1 protein-coding gene is annotated in these 803 nt (G+C 42.5%); it reads right to left on the bottom strand.

Annotated elements, in window-relative coordinates; translation table 11 throughout:
• Positions 1-235 precede the first annotated feature (235 nt).
• Positions 236-803: glycoside hydrolase family 3 N-terminal domain-containing protein (locus ACS8FD_RS19135; protein WP_439277025.1), on the bottom strand; the 568-nt coding region annotated here is incomplete at its 5' end.

The following is an 803-nucleotide window of genomic DNA, read 5'->3' on the forward strand; positions in this document are numbered from 1 at the left end:
GGTGATGACAATGGCGTAGATGCTACTGTGCCAGATCCAGATTTAAATCCATTAGACAACAACAATGATGATGTATTGCCAGATGGTGATGATCCTACTCAAGGTACGGTATTAGACCCACAATAAGGATTAAATTTAACTGCTAATTTAAAAAAACGCACCTTTTAAGGGTGCGTTTTTTTGTTATATAAAATGTCCTCAAAGACGATAAAAACTACTTAACTACCAAAACTATTTATCTGTAGTCAGTTGGGTCTAGTTCCTTATATTCACTTTGGGGTAGCGAAAAATCAGATTGAGCATTAAAAAACGTCTTTAGAACATTCTCCTTAGCTTGCTGCCAATATTCAAACTGCTGGCAGGTCGATTTTAAATCTCCTTGCCATGACGGTACCTGTCCACACATAGTTTTGAGGCGGCTTTGGTTAGGGTAGGGCAGTTCTTGAGCAACCTTGGCCGCTTCATGAGCTGCAATGCGATCATTGCATACTAGAGCAATATCACAACCGGCTTTGATGGCTGCACGTACACGGTCGCTAATGTCGCCAGCCGCTTGTGCGCCTGCCATACATAAATCATCAGAAAATAAAACACCATCGAATTTGAGCTGATCACGAATGATGTCTTGCAACCAAACCTTGGAAAAACCTGCAGGTTTATCATCTACTTGCGAAAATATCACATGCGCTGGCATCAGTGCATCGAGCCATGGTAATGTCTGGGCAAAAGGCTGCATATCAGTGGCTAGTATTTCATCAAGGCTGCGATCATCAATGGCTTCTGCCACATGAGAGTCAGGAGCG

This window comes from Psychrobacter sp. 1U2 (genome assembly GCF_051847575.1).